Genomic DNA, 16,168 nt, shown 5'->3' on the forward strand with positions numbered 1-16,168 from the left:
CCTCAGATAAGCCTCTTTAGAGCCTTTTTGACGGCATTAAGGAATTTCTCTGCTTCCTCCACTATTTCTCCTGCAGTCTCTTCGTCAATCTTAATCATGGCGTTGTAATCCGCTTTGCTTCTCATGTCGAATGCGTATTTGAAGGCTTTGGCGTAGGTTTCCTCAAGGTATCCTTCTTTGACGAACTCCAGTCCGAGTGTCTTCAAGACTCCCGCGTGCTTTCTCGGCTTGTAGTTTTTCATCAGGAGGAGTGCCTTCGCGGCGTGGAACATGGAGTAATAGCCCCTTGAGACCGCTCCCCGGTAATAGCCGTGCTCTAAAAGAAGCTTGGCTTCGCCCAGATTCTCCTCCGCGAGGGCGATGTTCCGTGAAACTTCATCCAATCCTAACACCCTCCCTGAGAACTGTCCGATGGAACGATGTATCCTTCATCTCCTCGAACTCCCCCGGACTTTCAACTATCGCCGACACTACTTCTCCGGTTCTCATCAGAACCTCCCATGTTAGTTCTGAGATTTCCTTTTGACTTATCCCCTCAGCGATGACGAGAACGTCTATGTCGCTCTCCTCCCCGGCATCTCCCCGGGCAACGGAGCCAAAGAGGATTATCTCTCTTATCCTCCCCCCATATCTCTCCTTTAAAAGCCTGGAAAAGTACTCAACCGCTTCCCGTTTTTTCATGTGTGATAATAAGCAATCAACACTAAAAATACTTTCGGAACAGAAAAGGATAAAAAGAAAACCTCACGCGTTCTCTCTTCTCTTCCTCATGAGGTACTCGTGGATGGCCTTAGCTGCCCTTCTTCCGTCGCCCATTGCCAGAATGACTGTAGCCTCTCCCCTTATCGCGTCTCCACCCGCGAAAACTCCCGGAATGCTCGTCATCATGTTATCATCAACCACAATCCTTCCGCGCTCGACCTTTAAGCCCGGCGTGCTGACGATGAGCCTGTTGGGGTGCTTTCCGATGGCTATGATAACGGTGTCGGCTTCGAGCGTTACGTACTCCCCGGTTCCGACTATCTTTCTCTTGCCTCTGCTGTCCCTCTCCTCAAGGGGCTTCATCTTCTCGAACTTCACAGCTTTGACCCTGCCGTCTTCGCCGATGAACTCGACGGGGTTCAGGAAGAACTCGAACTTTATGCCCTCTTCCTTTGCATGCTCCACCTCTTCTTCCCTTGCTGAAACGTCCTCTTCCCCCCTGCGGTAGGCTATGGTAACATCAGCCCCGAATCTTCTGGCCGAGCGCGCTGCATCCATTGCCGTGTTTCCCGCCCCAATAACTATGACCTTTTCGCCCACATAAACGGGGGTGTCGTACTCCGGGAAAAGATAGGCCTTCATCAGGTTTACCCTCGTGAGGAACTCATTCGCTGTGTAGATGCCGTTGAGGTTTATGCCGGGGGCGTTGATGAGTCTCGGTGTCCCTGCTCCCGAGCCTATGAAGACCACATCGTATTCCTGAAGGAGCTCCTCGATGGTTACGGTTCTGCCGACAATGTGGTCGGTGAGTATCTTAACACCGAGCTTCCTGAGCTTGTTGATTTCCCTCTCCACAATGCTCTTCGGCAGCCTGAACTCCGGGATACCGTACATGAGCACACCACCAGCTTCATGAAGTGCCTCGTATATGACAACCCCGTAGCCCTCTCTCGCAAGCTCGCCTGCGGCCGTGAGGCCCGCCGGACCTGCTCCGATTATCGCAACTTTCTGAGGCTTCCTCTTAATTTCCGGAATTATCTCGCCTAACAGCTCGTCATCTATCCCCCTTTCACTGGCATAATCGGCCACAAAGCGCTCAAGCTTGCCTATGTTGACCTTGTCGCCGACCTTTCCCATGACGCAGTTCATCTCACACTGATCCTCCTGCGGGCACACCCTTCCGGTGGTGGCAGGCAGGGAGTTGCATGCCCAGATAACGTCGAGGGCCTCCTTAACTGCCCTATCAGGGTCGTCGCGGTACTCCACGAGTCTGCTTATGAAGCCCGGGATGTCAATGTGGACGGGACAGCCCTTGATACAGGGAGCATAGCTGGCAGGACACTGAAGGCATCTTTCAGCCTCCTTCACGGCCAGCTCAAAGGTGTAGCCGAGGTTGACCTCATTAAAGTCCTTAATCCTCTCTCCCGCGGGTCTCTCGGGTGTTGGAATCCTCTCTTTAATGAGCTTCCTTTTTGGCATCACTGCACACCTCCCCGAACCTGTCTCAGATATTCCTCAAACGCCATCCTCTCCTTGGGCACATAAAAGCCAACCCTGTGGATCAGCTCTTCCCAGTCAACTTTATATGCATCAAAGCTCGGCCCGTCTATGCACGCAAACCTGACCTCTCCTCCTACGGTAACACGGCACGCTCCGCACATACCGGTTCCGTCCACCATTATCGGGTGGAGGTCAGCTTCCATGGGAATCCCGTACTCCCTAACGACCTCGAATACCTCCTTCTGGTCTCCCGTGGGGCCCACCATGAAGACGAGGTCGAAGTGCTCCTTTTCGAGAAGCTCCCTGACCCTTTCGGTGAGCCTTCTGGTGACGTTCTTCATGTTGGCTGGAAAGTCAAGGTTCGGGTCTATCGGGACGGTCTCAAGGATGTGTCTTCCAACTGCCTTCTCCATCTCGTCCTTGAGGACGACCATCGGCTCGAAGGTGACGTGGAGTGTTGTGACGTCGTTTCCAAACTCCTGCCAGGCCCTGGCTATGGGATACACCTCGACTATTCCCGTGTAGGCTCCAATCGCCAGTATCTTGCCAAACCTTTCCATCTCCGCCGGGTTCCCCAGCGGGCCGGCTATGTTGAGTATGCCATCGCCCTCCCCCAGCTCGGCCGCCATCCTTGCGGTGGTCTTTCCGCGGGTGAAGACTATGAGAACTATCCACCCCTCCTCCTTATCCCACATGACGGGTGTTAGGGGAATCCTCTCCCCGTTTTTAAATGCCCTGACTATGACGAACTGGCCGGGCTGAACCTTTCTGGCCACATGGGGAGCGTGAATCTTAAACCAGGTGTTTCTCATGGCGATTTCCCTTTTTTCAAGGATTTTATACACAATGAACACCTCCGTTCATATGTTCAGGTATGAGCATCTACATGGGTTTGAAACCTTTGGTGTTTATAAAGATATTGATAACCTCTGGTTCAATACTGCGACGGCATAACAAGACCTTCTGTGAAAAATGCCGGAAATCGAAAAGAGAACAGAAATTATAGCTTTCTGATGAATGTTATGTAGCCGGTGTGGGCAAGCATGGTCGTCTTCGGCCTCATGCACTCCTTCTTTACTTCGTGCTCCCTGACAAGGACTTCAACGACCCTCGGCTTGTAAAACTCCTCCCGGTACTCCTGGAAGGCCTGGAAGAAGCGGTGAACCTGGTTCATACAGGGGGTGTATGCCACGAAGTAGCCGCCCGGCCTCAGAACCTCCACCGCATGGGGAAGGACGTTCTCGGGCTGGGGCAGGTCGAGGATGATGTGGTCAGCGCTTTCCTCGTCTATGCCGTCGTAGATGTTTTTGAGCTTTATCGTTACCCTGTCTGAGAAGCCTGAAAGCTCGATGTTCTTACGGGCTATCTTTGCAAAGTCCTCCCTGACCTCGTAGCTTATGACCCTTCCGCTCGGCCCAACTATGTTCGCAAGGAAAATTGTGAGCGCCCCGCTCCCAACGCCGGCCTCTATCACGGTGTTTCCGGGTGATATGCCGGCGTAGGCGATGATTATGCCTGCATCCTTCGGGTGGACGATCTGGGGCCCGCGCTTCATTTTCGCTATGATGTCATTGACATCGGGCTTCAGTATTCTGAACTCCTTCCCCTTGTGGCTGAGAATGCTTTCCCCGTAGTCCTTTTCAAGGAGCTCACCCAGTCTCAGAATCCCCAGATCGGTGTGGAACTCTTCATTCCTCGCTGTTATCAGATATCTTTTCCCCCTGGGGTCAATCAGGAGAACTCTGTCGCCCTCTTTTATCACCTGCTCCACCTTCTTACTTCTTGATCACAACATCCACGCTCTCCCCGCTCAATGATATTTCCAGAACGGATGATGATATCTCCTCAAGTATTGCAAGATGTCTTGGGTCCATAAGGTTTCCGTTTATGAAATATATCGATGTCCAGTCTTCAATCGGGAGAACGCTCTGGAGTGTTAAAATCGTGCGGATTGCTTTTTCTCCACCGAAGTAGAGGTACTCGGCCAGACCAAATGTGAAGAAGTATGCGGGCTTGCCGAATTCAGTGACCAGCCTCTTTAAACAGCTGTAGTATCTGTCCATAAACTCCTGGGTATCATATGTCAGGGGTATCTCATTGATTACAGTTCCATAGCTCCCCCTTCCGGGCCCTATCTTTATGAGTTTGATATTTCTGATGGCATCGAGAAGGGCTCTGTACCTCTCTCCCGACTCCTTCCTCAGGTAGTTTCTGAAGGTTAAATCACCGATACCAAAGAAATCATCAACTATAACCTGCTCTCCTTCGGGAATCGAAGGTAGAAGAGTTCCCCACACAAAATCTCCGATAGAATAATTGCTGGGATACTCAACAAGTACGGTGCTCCCCCTCCATATCTCGCGGAGCAGATAGTCTCTGAGGGATTTGATATCCATTACTCCCACCAAAGATTTTTTAATCGTGGCACTTTTAAAATCTTTTAGGTGTAGGACATGGGAAGGTTTGTTGTATGGACCAGTGAAATTGACAGCAGGCTGCCGCGGAGATATGGACGGGAGGTTCCCAGAAATCTCGCGGTGGAGAGTCCGAAGATAGGAGAGGTAGTTGAAGCCGCTGAAGCTCTCAAAATGCGCATCGTAAAGATTGAGAGGGACAGGTTGAATCCCAGACTGGCAGGGCTGGATGAAAACCTGAGAAGCTATGGAAGGCTCATCATTGAAAGCAAATACAGCAAATCCAAGAGCCTGCGGCTAATAGCACAAAAGATTAGGGAGTTCCGGAAGTCCAGGGGGAGATCGAAGAGGAAAAGGAAGTAATCACTCCTCCATTTCTACTACTATTGCGGTTGTTGTATCTATAACCCCATCTATATTGTGGATGTCATGCAGGATTTTCCTCGTCAGCTCTCCCAGGTCTGCTGCCTCGATGTGGACTATTGCATCATACGGTCCGGTCACCGCATCGGCCCTCGTAACACCGGGAATCTGTCTCAGCTCTTCCATAACCCTTTCAACCTTTCCAATCTCCACAGTCAATAAAACATAGGCCCTAACCATTTTTTTCACCACCAGAGAGATTTACGGTTGTAGTTATGCCATTTATACCATTCAAGCTTTTCTGATGGTATTAGTTAATGTCCCGAGAGAGTACCCATGGATTTGAATATAGATTGTTGAACCGAAACACTTATTATTGGATTTCCGGTATTATTAACTGCCCAATTTAAGGGGGTGGTTATAATGAAAAAACATGTCCCGTTAGTTTTGTTTTTAGTGGGTCTTATGGCTTTTTCAGTAATAGCAAGCGGATGTATTGGGGGCAAAAGCACCACAACAACCACAATAACACCTGTAAGCAGTTCATCAGCATCTTCAACAACTTCAACTCAGACCTCAACAACAAGCAGTGCATCAACTCAGACGACAAGCACAACCACAACGGTTCAGCCTTCGAAAGCCGTCAAATATATAGAATCCCACCTTTCGAAAGCAACGGTTATAGACACACCGAATTATGTTATTGTTGTTGGCCCTGAGGGGAACGGTGCAAAAGTAAGCAACCTTCCAAATAAACCTGCCATAGTGGTGTCTTATAAAGTAAATTCAGCCAAGACACCAACAATACAGGAATTGATGAAAGAGGGGCAGGGATTTGGCCAGATAAACCCTGCATTCCTCCGTGATCCAGATATGGATGCCCTTATACAGATTGCAAGGAAAGTAACTGACCTTAAGGTTAGAGAAGCCCTTTATAATGCTCTGTACATAATGGCGAACAGGAAAGTACCCGAAATAATCTTTGGAGACAACAAGGCAACCCGTGTCTACTGGAATTGGGTCCACAACTGGTACTACAACCCTGTCCTTGCTCCACGCTGGGATCTTGTTATGGAGGATAAGAATGCTCCAAGCGTGAGCATTGGAATAGGCGATTACAAAAACGAGCCTGGGACTATAGTTGAAACAACCATCGGATGGCCAAGCTCATTTGACCCTGCATTTGACTATGAGACCTTTGGATGGGCACTCTACCACAATGTTGGTGACACCCTTGTCACATACTGGGAAAGTGAAACCAAGAAGGTTTCACCTGATCTCGCTGTTGCGTGGGCCCACAATAAGGATGGAACTGTCTGGTACTTTGTTATCAGAGGAGGCGTGAAGGCATACGACCCCAAGACAGGGAAACTCTATCCGATAAATGCCACAGACGTTGAATTCGAGTTCTGGCGTATCCTCCGTGCGGGTTACTCTGTCAACTGGATGCTTGCCACATATACAAATCTAAGCGCAAGCTATGCCATGAGTGAGAGTGAATTCAAGAAGGTTCTCCAGAACGGTTTGATAGCGGACTTCAATGGTAACACTAAGGAAGTTACCTCACTCAACGATCTGCTGAGCTTCTTTGGCTACAGCGGTTCAACCGCAGGTGTCTACAAGCTTGTTCTCCCACACCCATATGGCGGAATTCTCAGCGTTTTAGCTGACCCGTACCTCATGGTAATCCCCGCCAAATATATGCTCGGGGACAAGTATACTGAGGCTATGAAAGCGGCCAAATGGGGTAAGGATCCAAAAGCTTGGAACAATTACATCCAGCAGGGTTCAAATGACCCGATTCACAAGATGCTTCAGGACAACCTCATCGGCGTCTTTACAGGGCCATTCTACATAAAAGAGGCCAAACAAAACAGCTATATAATCTTGGAGAGGAATCCCTATTACTGGGATGCCGCTATCTGGAAAGACCTTGCATCCAAGAATCCAAATCTTGCTGTCACAAAGAGGGTTATCTATGTCCTGTCAAATGATGCCAACACAAGAATAAGCCTCTTCCAAAAGGGTGTTGCAGATATAGCCGCTATCCCTGTTGACAGACTTGATGCTGTGAAGAATCTCAAGCTTGGTAGCTTCCAGTCAAAGATTGACTCGTTTGTCACACCGGACATGCTCTTCATCGTGCTCAATGCCCAGAAAGAGCCTCTCAACAATGACCTTGTCAGACAGGCGCTGGCCTGGGCAACTCCATACCAGCAGGCATATCAGGCGGTTTATAGAGGATATATGGTTCCAAACTACGGTCCAATACCAATTGGATGGCTCGGTTATACGGAGTACAATGTCATCAAATACAAATACAATCTTGCTAAGGCTCTCCAGCTCATTAAGCAGTCAGGAATCGATCCAAAGAAATACACTCTAACCATCTATTACAACACAGGAAACACGCAGCGTGAGAAGATCGCCACACTTCTTCAGAACACTTGGGGACAGCTTGGATTCAAAGTGGCTGTAACTCCGCTCTCATGGCCGACCCTCCTCGGAAAGACATCCAAGGGAGACTTCCAAGTCTATATCGTTGGATGGGCACCAGACTTCCTCGACCCCGATGATTACATTGGACCATTCCTCCAGAGTGCCGTTGTCTTTGACAGTTTGAATTACGAGATTATAAGCTGATTCTTTCTTTTTTTATTTCAGTGTCTTATTATTGACATTAAAACTCTCAGGGGGGAGAATAATGGCAGGACTTGGCAAATTCCTCGTGAGAAGGGCTCTAACATTCATACCCACTCTTATAGGTGTTACGCTCATTGTTTTTGTTATAGCATATATCATTCCGGCCAATCCGGTTAGAGCTTGGGCGGGTGGAGAAAAAGCCTCCCAAGCAGCTATTGAGATGATAAAGAGGCAGTATCATCTCGACCAGCCTTGGTATAATCAGTATGTTTTCCTCGTTAAGGGGCTTTTTACAAACACTCTCCTTGACCCGTTAAATCAGGAGCCCGTTTTTACAAACATAGGTAATAGATTTGTGGTAACATTTCAACTTGCACTCTTCGCATTCTTCTTCCTCGTGCTTATGGGTCTTCCTCTCGGAATAATCTCAGCATTGAAGAGGAACAGTGTAACAGACATGTTTCTTAGAATACTTGCCCTGATTTTCATTTCAACTCCCATATATGTTATGGCGTATCTGTTTATATGGCTGTTTTTCCTCCACTGGAGCACAACAACCCTCGCAGGTATTCCGCCTGCACCACCACACCAGATAACCCATATTCCTCTCATAGATTCCATCATAACTCTTGATTGGAACAACTTTGTCCAACAGGTAGAACGTTTCTGGCTTCCGGGTTTCACACTCGGTCTCGGAGCAGCTGGCGTATTGATGAGATTCACCAGAAACTCTTTCCTTGAGGCGTATAGCAGGGACAGCACTCTCTTTCTTAAGGCAAAGGGTGTCCCCAAGAGCAGACTCTACAAACATGTCCTCAAAAATGCTCTGGTTCCGGTTATAACTATCCTTGCTCTCCAGTTCGGAGGACTTCTTGCAGGTACGCCTATAACCGAGACTATCTTCAACCTTCCAGGGATAGGCCGTTATGCTCTCCAAGCTATAATGTATCTTGACTTCCCGGCATTAATAGGCGTGACATTCCTTTATGCAATAGTCTTTGTTACCGCAAATCTCATTGCAGATATACTATATGCTGTAATAGACCCAAGAGTAAGATTCTGAGGTGAATAAAATGACAGAGAAAACGGTCAAATATGAAGAGAAGGAAGAATATGAAATGGGCATCTTGGATAGAGTCAGCGACAGGTTGATTGAGAGTTTTGCATCATTTATCACACTCTTCAGGAAAGATTGGAAACGAAAAAACCAATCCAGGATAAAAGAATGGAAGCTAATGGCATACTCAATAAACCGTTCGCCTCCAACACTCTTAGGACTTTTTATAGTTATTGTCTACCTCTTCTTCGGTATTTTTGGGCCATATTTAGTTACATGGCCGTATGATTTTTTCCCGGTTAATTATAATGTTTCCTCACAACTAGCACATCCAGGTTCATCATACTTCCTTAATGTAACGACAATACAGAACGGGTATATAATCCATTATACAACTAACGTATACTATCCATTAGGATCAGACACATATGGGCGTGATCTGCTCAGCATACTTCTTGCCGGAGCAAGGACGGCACTGGTACTCGATATATTCATAATTCTCATAGGGCCAACTATGGGCATCATACTGGGATTAATCTCAGGCTACTACGGTGGCAAAATAGATGAGCTGATAATGCGTATTACTGATATGTTCTTGGCATTTCCTGGTCTTATACTTGCCATAGCACTTTCTGCAGTATTACCCGGCAGAATTCAGAGCTTTCTAAATGCCCATGTATGGGCTCAGACATTCGTTCTCAAGCTCTTTGCACTTCATCCCCGAGATGTCAACAACCTTGGAAAGCTCTTGGCAGTTTTTGTGGCCCTCGTCATAGTATGGTGGCCGGGTTATGCTAGAGTTACCAGAGGTTCTACCCTGACAGAGAAGGAGAATCCATACGTTGAGGCAGCAAGGGCGATAGGTCTTCCAAAGAGGACGATACTTTTCAGACATATACTGCCCAACATAATAGGGCCTATACTTGTAATGATAACAATGGACTTTGGTGGGATAATCCTTACCGAGGCTGGTCTTAGCTTCCTTGGTCTGGGTGCAGTTCCACCTATCCCTGATTGGGGCAATCTCATCAATCAAGGTTCCCAGTACTTCCCTCAGGCATGGTGGCTTGTGGCTTTTCCAGGGCTGGTGATAATAACTGTTGTTCTTGGCTGGAATCTCCTTGGCGACGGTCTGAGAGACGTCCTTGACCCAAGAACGAGAAGAAGCCTTGAGTTCAAACTTAAGAAGAAGACCGAGGGAGGTGAAGCAAATGCCTGAGCCCATACTTGAAATCAAGGATTTAAGTGTTTATTTTTACACATACGCAGGAGTCGTTAAGGCTATCGAGAAGGTTTCCTTTGATGTCTACCGTGGTGAAACTCTTGCTCTTGTTGGTGAGACAGGCTGTGGAAAGAGTGTTACATCAAGAGCCATAACAAAGCTTATTGAAAGTCCCGGGAAAATCGTCAGCGGCCAAGTAATATATCATCGTAATGACGGCTCCACGGTTGACCTCCTCAAGCTCAATGAAGAGGAAATAAGGGAGATAAGAGGAAACGAAATAGCATATATTTTCCAAGATCCCCATTCTTCCCTCGACCCACTATATACCATTGGATACCAGATAGCCGAGAGCATGGAGGTCCATGGAAGGATAAAAAACATAAAAGAAGGCATACCAAAGGTCATTAGCATTCTTCGCGAGGTTCTTCTCCCAGATCCTGAAAGGAGGGTGAAGAACTACCCGCATGAGCTGTCCGGCGGCATGAAGCAGCGTGTTGTCATAGGCACAGGTATAGCAAACAACCCGAAGATACTCATAGCCGATGAGCCAACGACAGCCCTTGATGTTACTGTTCAGGCCCAGATACTTGAATTGCTTAACGAGCTTAAGAGAAAGTATAACGCTACTGTTATTCTGATAACCCATAACCTCGGAGTTGTAGCTGAAACCGCCCAGAGGGTTATAGTGATGTATGCAGGAAAAGTTGCAGAGATAGGAACTGTGGAACAGATTTTCAAAAACCCCCTCCATCCGTATACAAAGGGTCTCCTTAAAGCTGTCCCCAACCCGATGATAAAAGTGGAGCGTCTTGAAGCCATCCCTGGAACTGTGCCAAATCTGATAACACCCCCAGGAGGCTGCAGATTCCACCCTAGGTGTCCATTCGCAAAGGAGATATGCAGGAAGAAAGTACCTGAGCTGAAGGAAATTGAGGACGGACACTTTGTTGCATGTCATCTTTACTGAGGTGAAAAATATGAAGCCGGTACTTAAAGTAGAGGGTCTAAAAAAGTATTTCCCCATCAAAAGCCTTCTCAGAACAATAGCATGGGTCAAAGCAGTTGATGGAATAACACTTGAGATAATGTCAGGTGAAACATTTGGCCTTGTGGGGGAGAGCGGATGCGGCAAAACCACCACTGGAAGGACTATACTCAGGCTTATAGAACCTACAGAGGGCAAGATAATTTTCAAAGGAAAGGACGTAATGTCCCTTAAGGGGAAAGATCTGCTCTGGTTCAGAAGAAATGCCCAGATAATGTTCCAAGACCCCTATTCCTCCCTTAATCCCAGACAAACGGTCTTCAATATAATCATGGAACCTGTCAGGTTCCATGGAATTGAAGTGGATGACCCCGAGGAATTCGTGATAAAGCTTCTTGAGAGCGTCGGGCTGAACGAGATGCACCTCTACAGATACCCCCATGAATTCTCAGGCGGTCAGAGGCAGAGAATTGCTCTGGCAAGGCTCATGGCACTTAAACCGGAGTTCATAGTTCTCGACGAGCCAACCTCCGCACTCGACGTTTCGGTTCAGGCAAACATCCTCAACACACTGAAAGAGTTGCAGTCTGAGTACGGCTTCACCTACCTCTTCATCTCCCACGACCTCGGTGTGGTAAAGTACATGAGCCACAGGATAGGGGTCATGTACCTCGGGAAGCTCGTTGAGGTTGGACCTTCGGACAGGATATTCGAGAACCCGCTGCATCCATACACCCAGATGCTCCTTTCCGCAATCCCTGTGCCTGACCCGGAGCTTGCTCAGGAGCTCAAGGCCAAGAGAAAGATGGTCAAGGGAGAACCGCCGAGTCCGATAAACCCGCCCGCGGGATGCAGGTTCCATCCGAGGTGCCCATTTGCAAAGGATGTATGCAGAAAGGAGGAACCGCCTCTCGTCGAGGTTGAGAGAGACCATTATGTTGCCTGCTGGCTTTATGCGAAGTCCTGATTCCGTTTTTGTTTTTCTGTTCCTATCTGTTCTCCCATTTTCTCAGGAATTCCCTCTTGAATGACTCATCGAACATCATCAGCTGGGTGTATATCCTGTCCTTTTTCCCCTCCCGGTCAAAAACCTCGTCCCCCTCAAGGAGCACATCGTAGTAAACATATTCCACAGGCCTGATTGAGATTCTGTCGAGCTCTTCCACCTTCTTCACACCGAGAACCTTCCTGAAGATTGTCAGCGCCATCATGGCCTCCCTGCTCTCCTCCGCCAGCTTCTCATCCTTCTCAATGTGTCTCTGATGGCCGGTTGGAATCCCCAGAAACCTCCATAGGTTCCATCTCCTCATATGCCGGAGCCTTTCGTTGAACCTTTCCCCCGAGCGTTCAAAAGATTCAGCAAAGGCGTCCTTGAGAAGTGCATCAAGTTCTTCCTCCCGCAAGAGGGGTTCCAGTGGCCTGCTGCGGGGTTCTTTTGAGTAAATGCCCATGTCATAAGGCCGGATCAGAACCGCAAGCCTCTCCTTTTTCTCGACTATCTTAGTGAAGTATGCATCGATGAGATAGCGGTTGCCGCTGACCTCGAACACAAGATATGGTATGCTCATCATGGCATTCCAACTTAACCAAAAGCATATAAAACGGTTTCCCCCACTCATTTCGATTGGAATGAAGGTGCATGAACTTCCCGTTGATGAGAGGATAATAAGGCTGATTGAGGAGAGGGGAATAGAGGAGCTCTACCCCCCGCAGGCCGAAGCCATTAGGAAGGGTGTGCTGGAGGGGAAGAACCTCGTTCTTGCAATCCCGACGGCGAGCGGAAAAACGCTGGTTGCCGAGATTGCCATGATAAACAAACTTCTCAGAGAGGGCGGAAAGGCGGTTTACCTGGTTCCCCTGAAGGCTCTGGCCGAGGAGAAGTACAGGGAGTTCAGGGTGTGGGAGAGCCTCGGACTGAGGGTTGCCGTAACAACAGGTGACTATGACAGTGCCGACAGCTGGCTGGGCAGGTATGACATCATAATCTCCACATCCGAAAAATTTGACTCCCTGCTGCGGCATAAGGCGGGGTGGATAAAGGATATCAGGTTCATCGTTGCTGATGAAATCCACCTCCTAGGATCATATGACAGAGGAGCGACGCTTGAGATGATTCTCTCGCATCTAATGGATAAGGCTCAGATAGTGGGGCTGAGCGCCACAATAGGGAATGCAGAGGAACTTGCCGAGTGGCTCAAGGCCGAGCTGATAGTGAGCGAGTGGAGGCCGGTTAAGCTCAAAAAGGGGGTTTTTGCCCACGGCGAGCTCTTCTGGGATGACGGCACAGTCCAGAGATTTCCGCCGCAGTGGGACTCCCTCGTTCTGGATGCCGTAAAAATCGGAAAGCAGGCTCTGGTTTTCGTGAACACGCGCCGCTCTGCCGAGAGGGAGGCATTGAATCTGGCCTCAAAGGTCTACAGACTTCTAACAAAGCCGGAGAGAAGGTACCTCAAAGAGCTTGCGGCCTCGATTGAGAGCAACCCGACCAACGACAGGCTCAAGGAGGTTCTCACGAAGGGGGTGGCCTTCCACCATGCGGGACTTGGGAGGAAAGAGCGCAGTCTGATTGAGGACGCCTTCAGGGAAGGATGGGTTAAAGCGATAACGGCAACCCCCACTTTAGCCATGGGGCTCAACCTGCCCTCCTTCAGGGTGATAATCCGCGATACGAAGCGCTATTCCAACTTTGGCTGGAGCGATATACCGGTTCTCGAAATACAGCAGATGATGGGGAGAGCTGGAAGGCCGAAGTATGATAAGGTGGGAGAGGCCATTATAGTGGCAAAAACCGAGGATCCCGGGGAGCTCATGGAGAAATACATAGAGGGAAAGCCTGAAAAGCTGTTCTCAATGCTGGCGAATGAAATGGCCTTCAGGAGCCAGATTCTTGCCCTGATTACAAACTTCGGTGTGGAAAGCTTTCCCGAGCTGGTTAATTTTCTGGAAAAAACCTTCTACCACCACCAGAGGAGGAACATGGACTCGCTTCAGGAAAAGGCCAGGAAAATAGTCCATTTCCTAATTGAAAATGAATTCATTGATCTGGACCTTAATGACCGCTTTATAGCCCTGCCTTTTGGAATAAGAACTTCCCAGCTTTATATTGACCCCGTGACGGCCAAGAGGTTCAGGGAGGCCATTCCAAAGCTCAACGAGAACCCAAATCCCCTCGGGGTTTTTCAGCTCCTCGCATCGACACCGGATATGGGGAGTCTGAGGGTGAAAAAGAAGGAGATGGAGGACTATCTGGACTATGCATACGAGATGGAGGAGCATCTCTATGAAAGCATTCCCTACTGGGAGGATTATGACTTTCAGAGCTTCCTCGGGGAGGTGAAGACAGCGAAGCTCCTCCTCGACTGGGTCAACGAGGTTCCGGATTCCAGAATCCTGGAGGCTTATGGGATAGATTTTGGAGACCTGTACAGGGTTCTCGAACTGGCTGACTGGCTCATGTATTCCCTGATAGAGATTTACAGGCTATTTGATCCGGATGAAGAGGTTTTGAGATTTCTGAGGGATCTGCACCTCAGGGTGAAGCACGGAGTCAGGGAGGAACTCCTTGAGCTCGTTAAGATTCCGCAGATAGGAAGGAGGAGGGCAAGGGCCCTCTACAATGCGGGCTTCAGGACAACGGAGGACATTATACGGGCCAGACCGGGCGAACTGCTGGCCGTTGAGGGGATAGGGAAAAAGGTTCTTGAAGCGATTTACAGGCATTTTGGGGCTGAACTCCCGAAAATAAAGGCCAAAAAAACCAGAAAAGGCACGCTGGATGAGTTTTTAAAATAGAGTATAGAGTTAGATTTTTAAACCTCTCTTCGGTAACTCAGCGTGGGCACTATGATAGTCATCGTGACGGGAATGCCCGGTTCTGGAAAGAGCAGGATTGTCAGGGAATTTTCGGAGCACGGGGTTCCTCATGTTTCTATGGGCGACATAGTGAGGGAGGAGACCCTGAAGAGGGGGCTTGAGCTAACCAAGGAAAACGTTGCCAAGGTTAGCATCCGCCTCAGGCAGGAGCTCGGTCAGAATGCCGTGGCAAAGCTAACCGTTGAGAGGGTGAAGGAGTTGCTCAGAAAAAGCCCTGTCGTGGTCATAGACGGTGTGCGCTCCCTTGATGAGGTCGGAACCTTCAGGAGCGCCTTTCCCGAGGAGAGGATAATAATTGTTGCAGTCCATACACCTCCACACATGCGGTTCAGCAGGCTCAGGGCGAGGGGCAGGCACGATGATCCGAGGAGCTGGGAGGACTTTGAGGAGAGGGACTGGAAGGAGCTCAGGTTCGGAATCGGTAACGTGATAGCGATGGCTGATTACATGATAGTGAACGACCGCAGCAGGGCGGAATACAACAGGAAGGTCAGGGAGCTGGTCAAAAAGCTCCTGAGCGAGAAGGCTCCTAACCGAGCATTGAATCGAGGAAAAGCATGACGTAGAATCCGAGGAAGAAGCCGAGGGTTATCAGCAGATCATTTTCCTTCCTTCTGTAGATTTCCGGTATCATCTCCTTGACTGTGACGTAGAGCATTGCGCCGCCTGCCAGTCCGAGGCCGTACGGCAGGAGCCAGCCGAAGAGGGTGAAGAAATACGCCCCGAAAATCACCATAACCATCTCCGCCACACCGCTGAGGACACCCATGAGGATGGGCTGGAGGCGTTTTTTCTGGAGGACTGCGAGGGGGAGTGAAACAACGGTTCCTTCAGGAAAGTCCTGTATGCCAATCGCTATCGCGGTTACGAGGCCAACTTCAAGGTTATAGGCGAGTGAGGTTCCGACCGCCAGGCCTTCGGGGAGGTTGTGGATCATGACAGCAAAAACCAGCAGCCACACCATTTTCAGCCTGTTTTTAAACTCCTCCGGACCTTCATAACCCCGCACAAGGTGTTCATGGGGGGTGTACCTGTCGATGGCCGCTATGAGGAGAACCCCGAGCGCAATACCGAGGGCTGCTGGCGTGAAGCTGCCCGTGCTCTCTATTGCAGGCAGAATCAGGCTGGTGAAGGCTGCAACGATCATGACCCCCGCGGCGAAGCTCAGGCTGAAATCAACACCTCTGTCCGGAATTTTTCTGGAAAAAATTGCTAGAAATGCCCCCATCGATGTCATCAAGGCCACAAACAGGCCGGCATAAACCGCCACCCACATTATGCTTCCGCCTGAAACGTTCAGAATCCAGCGGGAAAGGTTTGTTATGAAGTTCCCCAGCATAGTTAGGCCTCGGGCTGTGGGGCTTATAAGCTTTCCGTGATGGGAGAGAAGGTTTGAGGCTTAATCT

Annotated in this window: 18 protein-coding genes; 8 read left to right on the forward strand and 10 right to left on the reverse strand. The window is 49.1% G+C overall.

The window, feature by feature from the left end; translation table 11 throughout:
• Window positions 1–2: 2 nt before the first annotated feature.
• From ACYQ27_RS11120 to ACYQ27_RS11145, 6 genes are all read right to left on the reverse strand, one after another.
• Entirely contained in the window at window positions 3–383 is a 381-nt protein-coding gene (locus tag ACYQ27_RS11120; protein WP_456396172.1) for a HEPN domain-containing protein, read from the reverse strand.
• A complete protein-coding gene (locus ACYQ27_RS11125) occupies window positions 376–681 on the reverse strand; it encodes a nucleotidyltransferase domain-containing protein (RefSeq protein WP_456453217.1) in 306 nt (101 codons plus the stop codon). Before ACYQ27_RS11125 ends, ACYQ27_RS11120 begins: the two co-directional genes overlap by 8 nt.
• A gap of 63 nt (window positions 682–744) precedes the next feature.
• Complete coding sequence (gltA, locus tag ACYQ27_RS11130; RefSeq protein WP_460041641.1) at window positions 745–2,184, reverse strand: NADPH-dependent glutamate synthase; 1,440 nt, start codon at window positions 2,182–2,184, stop codon at window positions 745–747.
• Complete coding sequence (locus tag ACYQ27_RS11135; RefSeq protein WP_456453213.1) at window positions 2,181–3,047, reverse strand: sulfide/dihydroorotate dehydrogenase-like FAD/NAD-binding protein; 867 nt, start codon at window positions 3,045–3,047, stop codon at window positions 2,181–2,183. Before ACYQ27_RS11135 ends, gltA begins: the two co-directional genes overlap by 4 nt.
• A 155-nt stretch (window positions 3,048–3,202) precedes the next feature.
• Window positions 3,203–3,964 (reverse strand): tRNA (adenine-N1)-methyltransferase, encoded by a 762-nt coding sequence (locus ACYQ27_RS11140; RefSeq protein ID WP_456453211.1) that lies wholly within the window; start codon window positions 3,962–3,964, stop codon window positions 3,203–3,205.
• A gap of 13 nt (window positions 3,965–3,977) precedes the next feature.
• Window positions 3,978–4,598, reverse strand: a complete 621-nt coding sequence (locus ACYQ27_RS11145; RefSeq protein WP_456396246.1) for a DUF257 family protein — start codon at window positions 4,596–4,598, stop codon at window positions 3,978–3,980.
• Window positions 4,599–4,655: 57 nt separating this feature from the next.
• On the opposite strand from ACYQ27_RS11145, the gene ACYQ27_RS11150 reads away from it, so the two are divergent.
• Entirely contained in the window at window positions 4,656–4,979 is a 324-nt protein-coding gene (locus ACYQ27_RS11150) for a signal recognition particle protein Srp19 (protein WP_456396167.1), read from the forward strand.
• Here ACYQ27_RS11150 and ACYQ27_RS11155 read toward each other — a convergent pair whose 3' ends face one another.
• The gene (locus ACYQ27_RS11155) at window positions 4,980–5,219 is read right to left on the reverse strand and encodes an Lrp/AsnC family transcriptional regulator (protein ID WP_456396245.1); all 240 of its coding nucleotides are present in this window, start codon (window positions 5,217–5,219) and stop codon (window positions 4,980–4,982) included.
• A 74-nt stretch (window positions 5,220–5,293) separates the two neighbouring features.
• Window positions 5,294–5,503, reverse strand: coding sequence for a hypothetical protein (locus tag ACYQ27_RS11160; protein WP_460041642.1), 210 nt, complete (start codon window positions 5,501–5,503; stop codon window positions 5,294–5,296).
• A gap of 292 nt (window positions 5,504–5,795) precedes the next feature.
• Between ACYQ27_RS11160 and ACYQ27_RS11165 the strand changes: the two genes are divergently transcribed.
• The 5 genes from ACYQ27_RS11165 to ACYQ27_RS11185 all read left to right on the forward strand — a co-directional run bounded on the left by ACYQ27_RS11165 (window position 5,796) and on the right by ACYQ27_RS11185 (window position 11,856).
• Window positions 5,796–7,622: an ABC transporter substrate-binding protein gene (locus ACYQ27_RS11165; RefSeq protein ID WP_460041643.1), complete on the forward strand. Its 1,827-nt coding sequence runs from the start codon at window positions 5,796–5,798 to the stop codon at window positions 7,620–7,622.
• 61 nt (window positions 7,623–7,683) lie between these two features.
• Window positions 7,684–8,685: an ABC transporter permease gene (locus ACYQ27_RS11170; protein ID WP_460041644.1), complete on the forward strand. Its 1,002-nt coding sequence runs from the start codon at window positions 7,684–7,686 to the stop codon at window positions 8,683–8,685.
• 10 nt (window positions 8,686–8,695) lie between these two features.
• Window positions 8,696–9,898 (forward strand): ABC transporter permease, encoded by a 1,203-nt coding sequence (locus ACYQ27_RS11175; protein WP_456453207.1) that lies wholly within the window; start codon window positions 8,696–8,698, stop codon window positions 9,896–9,898.
• Complete coding sequence (locus ACYQ27_RS11180) at window positions 9,891–10,871, forward strand: ABC transporter ATP-binding protein (RefSeq protein ID WP_456453205.1); 981 nt, start codon at window positions 9,891–9,893, stop codon at window positions 10,869–10,871. The genes ACYQ27_RS11175 and ACYQ27_RS11180 overlap by 8 nt, the downstream gene beginning before the upstream one ends.
• A gap of 10 nt (window positions 10,872–10,881) precedes the next feature.
• Window positions 10,882–11,856, forward strand: a complete 975-nt coding sequence (locus tag ACYQ27_RS11185) for an ABC transporter ATP-binding protein (RefSeq protein ID WP_456453203.1) — start codon at window positions 10,882–10,884, stop codon at window positions 11,854–11,856.
• A 22-nt stretch (window positions 11,857–11,878) separates the two neighbouring features.
• Here the strand turns inward: ACYQ27_RS11185 and ACYQ27_RS11190 are convergent, their stop codons facing one another.
• Window positions 11,879–12,460, reverse strand: coding sequence for a hypothetical protein (locus tag ACYQ27_RS11190; protein WP_456396161.1), 582 nt, complete (start codon window positions 12,458–12,460; stop codon window positions 11,879–11,881).
• Window positions 12,461–12,518: 58 nt separating this feature from the next.
• On the opposite strand from ACYQ27_RS11190, the gene ACYQ27_RS11195 reads away from it, so the two are divergent.
• Window positions 12,519–14,681, forward strand: a complete 2,163-nt coding sequence (locus tag ACYQ27_RS11195) for an ATP-dependent DNA helicase (RefSeq protein ID WP_460041645.1) — start codon at window positions 12,519–12,521, stop codon at window positions 14,679–14,681.
• A gap of 51 nt (window positions 14,682–14,732) precedes the next feature.
• Window positions 14,733–15,323 carry a dephospho-CoA kinase gene (locus tag ACYQ27_RS11200; RefSeq protein ID WP_456452493.1) on the forward strand — a complete coding sequence of 197 codons (591 nt, stop codon included), beginning with the start codon at window positions 14,733–14,735 and terminating at the stop codon, window positions 15,321–15,323.
• Here the strand turns inward: ACYQ27_RS11200 and ACYQ27_RS11205 are convergent.
• Entirely contained in the window at window positions 15,292–16,101 is an 810-nt protein-coding gene (locus ACYQ27_RS11205) for a ZIP family metal transporter (protein WP_456452465.1), read from the reverse strand. The two genes, ACYQ27_RS11200 and ACYQ27_RS11205, sit on opposite strands and share 32 nt — an antisense overlap.
• Between the last annotated feature and the right edge of the window lie 67 nt (window positions 16,102–16,168).

Source organism: Thermococcus atlanticus, from assembly GCF_054657855.1.